4 protein-coding genes are annotated in these 4,487 nt (G+C 65.6%); all 4 read left to right on the top strand.

Translation table 11 applies throughout. The annotated features are described in order from the left end of the window. A partial coding sequence (locus VK533_RS06135) for an FGGY-family carbohydrate kinase (RefSeq protein WP_324375980.1) occupies positions 1 to 661 on the top strand: 661 nt, incomplete at its 5' end. Beyond that, positions 661 to 1,977, top strand: a complete 1,317-nt coding sequence (gene xylA / locus VK533_RS06130) for a xylose isomerase (protein ID WP_324375979.1) — start codon at positions 661 to 663, stop codon at positions 1,975 to 1,977. The genes VK533_RS06135 and xylA, both read left to right, overlap by 1 nt. Positions 1,978 to 2,091: 114 nt before the next feature. Beyond that, entirely contained in the window at positions 2,092 to 3,282 is a 1,191-nt protein-coding gene (gene nhaA, locus VK533_RS06125) for a Na+/H+ antiporter NhaA (protein ID WP_324375978.1), read from the top strand. A 167-nt stretch (positions 3,283 to 3,449) separates the two neighbouring features. Further along, positions 3,450 to 4,487 (top strand): aldehyde dehydrogenase family protein (locus VK533_RS06120; RefSeq protein WP_414712284.1); only part of this gene is annotated, 1,038 nt, incomplete at its 3' end.

Genomic DNA, 4,487 nt, shown 5'->3' with positions numbered 1-4,487 from the left:
CCGCCCCAATCCGGGCCGCGCGGTCCATGCCTTCTGCCATTGCCTGCCGAACATGTGGCACCAGATGTCGGTCCATCTGAGCGCGGCCGCCTGCATCGATTGGGTCGCCAAGCTGACCGGCGCCGCCAACGCCCCCGAGCTTTTCACGCGCGCCGAAAGCACCGGCCCCGCGCGCGGCAAGGAATTGTTCCTGCCCTATCTGTCGGGCGAGCGGACGCCGCATAACGACGCGCTGGTGCGCGGCGCCTTCCTCAACCTCGATTACGAGACCAATGCCGGCACGCTCGCGCAGGCCGTGCTCGAAGGCGTCGCCTTCGCGCTCGCCGACGGGCTCGATGCCTTGCGCGACGCGGGCACCGAAGTGTCGCAGCTCTCCGTGATCGGCGGCGGCGCGCGATCGGCTTATTGGGGCCGGATCATCAGCGCCGCGGTCGAAACACCGCTCGTCTATCTGCGCGGCGGCGAAGTCGGCCCTGCGCTCGGCGCCGCCCGGCTGGCGCAGGTCGCGGTCGACAAGGCCGATCCGCGCGACGTTTGCGCCCCGCCGCCGATCGAGCGCGTTATCGAGCCTGACCAGGCCGACATCGAACTTCTCGCGCCGAAGAAAGCGGCGTTCCGCGAAGCCTATCCCCACATCAGCCCGAAAATGAGAGGCCAGTAATGTCTGTCCAACCGACCTATTTCGCCGATATCGCGCCGATCGCCTTCAAGGGCGCGGACTCGACCGACGAGCTTTCCTACCGCTTCTACGACAAGGATCGGGTGGTTCTCGGCAAGCGGATGGAAGACCATCTCCGCTTCGCCGTGTGCTTCTGGCACACCTTCTCGTGGAACGGCCTCGACATTTTCGGCGCGCCCACCTTCGGCCGCCCATGGCTGGCCGGCGCGATGGACAGCAAGGCCGCCGCATGGAAGCGCGCCGAGGGCTTCGACTTCATCAAGAAGCTCGGCGTCCCCTTCTATTGCTTCCACGATGTCGACGTGATGGCGGCTGCCACCAACGCCAAAGAGCATACCCAATATCTGGCCGAGGCAGTCGACGATCTTGAGCGCCTGCAGGGCGAGACCGGGATCAAGCTGCTGTGGGGCACCGCCAACCTGTTCAGCAATCCGCGCTTCATGTCGGGCGGTGCGACCAACCCCGATCCGGAAGTGTTCGCATTCGGCGCGCTGCAGGTGCGCCAGGCGCTCGAGGCGACCAACCGCCTAGGCGGCTCCAACTATGTGCTGTGGGGTGGCCGCGAGGGCTATGAGACGATCCTCAACACCAACCTCAAGAAGGAACTCGATCAGCTCGGTCGCTTCCTCAACCTGGTGGTCGAGCACAAGCACAAGATCGGCTTCAAGGGCACGATCCTGATCGAGCCGAAGCCGCACGAGCCGACCAAGCATCAATATGATTTCGACACCGCGACCGTGTTCGGCTTCCTCAAGAATTACGGGCTTGAGAAGGAAGTGAAGGTCAATATCGAGGCCAACCACGCCACTCTGGCCGGTCACACGTTCGAGCATGAATTGGCGATGGCCAATGCGCTCGGCATCTTCGGTTCGATCGACGCCAATCGCGGCGATCATCAGAATGGCTGGGACACCGATCAATTTCCGAACTCGGTCGAGGAAATCACGCTGGCGATGCTCGAAGTGTTCCGCGCGGGCGGCTTCAAGGATGGCGGCTTCAACTTCGATTCGAAGGTGCGGCGCCAGAGCATCGATCCGGCCGACCTGTTCTACGGCCATGTCGGCGCGATCGACGTCATCGCCAAGGGCCTGCTCAATGCCGCCGCCCTGATCGAGGACGGCCGGCTCGATGCGCTCAAGAAGGAGCGTTATGCCGGCTGGGACGGTGAGATCGGCCAAGCCGTGGCGAAGGGCTCGCTCGCCGACATCGCCGATCTGGTCCTGGCGAAGGACATCAACCCCAAGCCCAAGTCGGGCCGCCAGGAGCGGCTGGAGAATCTGATCAACCGCTTCTGTTGATCCGATAAATTCGAATGCACGGACGCCGGTCGACATTAGTCGGCCGGCGTTCGCATATTCTGGCCCCCGGTCGCACTTGGCGGTAAAGCCCCGTGCATCACGCGGGAGGCCGGCATGAAAGATCCGATTCCGGCCCCGCGCCGTTCGATCATCGCGGAGTTCCTCTCCAGCGAGGCCGCAGGCGGCATCGTCCTGATCGCCGCCGCCGCCCTGGCGCTGATCGCCGCCAACAGCCCGCTCGCCCCCACCTATTTCGACCTGCTGGAACGGCATTTCGGCCCGCTCTCCATGCTCCACTGGATCAACGACGCGCTGATGAGCCTGTTCTTCCTGCTCGTCGGGCTTGAGATTAAGCGCGAATTCCTGTGCGGCCATCTCGCGAGCTGGCAGGCGCGAATCCTCCCCGCAGTCGCGGCAGCTGCCGGCATGGCGGTACCGGCCGCCGTCTATCTGGCGGTGGCCGCGCAGACGCCGGGCCTGACGCGCGGCTGGGCGATTCCGGCAGCCACCGACATCGCTTTCTCGATCGGTGTACTGGCTTTACTTGGGAGCCGCGTGCCGGCATCGATCCGGCTGTTCCTCGTGACGGTCGCGATCGTCGACGACATGGGCGCGGTCGCGATCATCGCGTTCGTCTACACTGCAGGCCTGAAGCTGGCCGCCTTGGCCGCGGCCGCCGCGATCCTCTCCGCCATGTTCGGCCTGAGCCGGCTCGGCGTGAGGCGGTTGCCGCCGTTCCTGTTGCTCGCAGCCATGCTCTGGCTCGCCGTCTTCCTGTCCGGTGTGCACGCAACGATCGCGGGCGTGCTGGCCGCGTTGGCGATCCCAATCGACAAGGGCCCCGACGAGACATCACCGCTCCACCGGCTGGAGCATGGCCTTCACCCTTGGGTCGCGTTCGCGGTGGTACCGCTGTTCGGGCTTGCCAATGCGGGCGTGTCGCTGGCCGGGCTCGGCCTCAAGGCGCTGCTCGCGCCACTGCCGCTCGCGGTCGCGGCGGGCCTGTTCGTCGGCAAGCAGACGGGCATCTTCGTGGGCGTGCGGCTGGCGGTCGGCCTCGGCATCGCGCAGCGGCCCGACCAGGCAAGCTGGCTCCAGCTCTACGGCGTCGCCTTGCTGTGCGGAATCGGCTTCACGATGAGCCTGTTCATCGGCGGCCTCGCCTTCGCCGATCCCGTGCTGATCGCGGAGGTGAAGATGGGCGTGCTGGCGGGCTCGATCCTGTCCGCACTGGCCGGGTTCGTTGTGCTGTGGCTGGCCGGCATGGCATCGAACGAAAGTTTGGACTTGTCCTCGCAGCGATAAACGCCATTTCCACGGCGACCTTGATCGATCCAGGCTTCGCCTGGGTTGTGAATCAAGGTCTCGACTAAAATTGAGCCTGATTCACGTCATCAGCGGAAGCGCGCAGCGCTTCCACCAATGAAGATCAGGCTCTCGCCGCGCGTTCGCGCGACGACCCAAGGAGATTTTTGGTGACGTCCTATCCGCAGGCGCTGGGCCTTTATATCGACGGCGAATGGGTGAGCGGCGATGGCCGCGACACGATGCCGGTGCTCAATCCGGCGACCGGCGAGACGCTGGCCGATCTGCCGCTGGCGTCGACCGCCGACCTCGATCGCGCGCTCGCCGCGAGCCAGAAGGGCTTTGATGCCTGGCGCGTCACCGCGCCCGAGGCGCGCGCGGTGATCCTGCGCAAGACCGCCGACCTGATCCGCGAGCGCGCCGACCATATCGCGCGCGTCGTGACGATCGAGGAAGGCAAGCCGACCGCGGAGGCCAAAGGCGAAGTGCTCGCCAGCGCCGCCTTGCTCGATTTCCACGCGGGCGAGACCGTGCGCATCTATGGCCGCGTCCTGCCGCGTCCGGTCGGCACGCGCTCGATGGTGTTGCAGCAGCCGGTCGGCCCGGTCGCGGCTTTCTGCGCATGGAATTTCCCCGCGATGAACCCGGTGCGGAAGATCGCGCCCGCGCTCGCGGCGGGATGTTCGGTCATCCTCAAGCCGAGCGAGGAGACGCCCGGCAGCGCGATCGAGATGATGCGCTGCTTCCAGGATGCCGGCCTGCCCGGCAATGTCGCGCAGATGGTGTTCGGCGTCCCCGATCAGGTCTCGCGCACGCTCCTCGCCTCGCCGATCACGCGCAAATTGAGCTTCACCGGCTCGGTCCCGGTCGGCAAGCATCTGATGAAGCTCGCCGCCGACACGGTCATGAAGATGACGATGGAATTGGGCGGCCATTCGCCGGTGCTCGTGTTCGACGATTGCGATCTGGAAAAGACGCTCGACATCCTCGTCACGCACAAATTCCGCAATGCCGGCCAGGTCTGCGTCGCGCCGACCCGGTTCAGCGTGCAGGAAAGCATTTACGAGAAGTTCGCGGCCGGCTTTGCCGAACGCACCAGGGCGCTCAAGGTCGGCAGCGGACTCGAGGCCGGCACGAATATGGGCCCGCTCGCTAATCCGCGCCGCCCCGAAGCGATCGAGGCGATGGTCGAGGATGCCCGCCAA

Origin of the sequence: Sphingomonas sp. (assembly GCF_035317925.1) — a bacterium.
Classification (GTDB): Bacteria; Pseudomonadota; Alphaproteobacteria; order Sphingomonadales; family Sphingomonadaceae; genus Sphingomonas_I.
The sequence above is the reverse complement of the archived record's forward strand: the minus strand, read 5'-3'. Positions and strand labels throughout refer to the sequence as shown.

What these genes read in the sequence shown, in the direction of transcription:
- xylA (WP_324375979.1), top strand. Translation starts at nt 661, where the DNA reads ATGTCTGTCCAACCGACCTATTTCGCCGATATCGCGCCGATCGCCTTC.
- nhaA (WP_324375978.1), top strand. Translation starts at nt 2,092, where the DNA reads ATGAAAGATCCGATTCCGGCCCCGCGCCGTTCGATCATCGCGGAGTTC.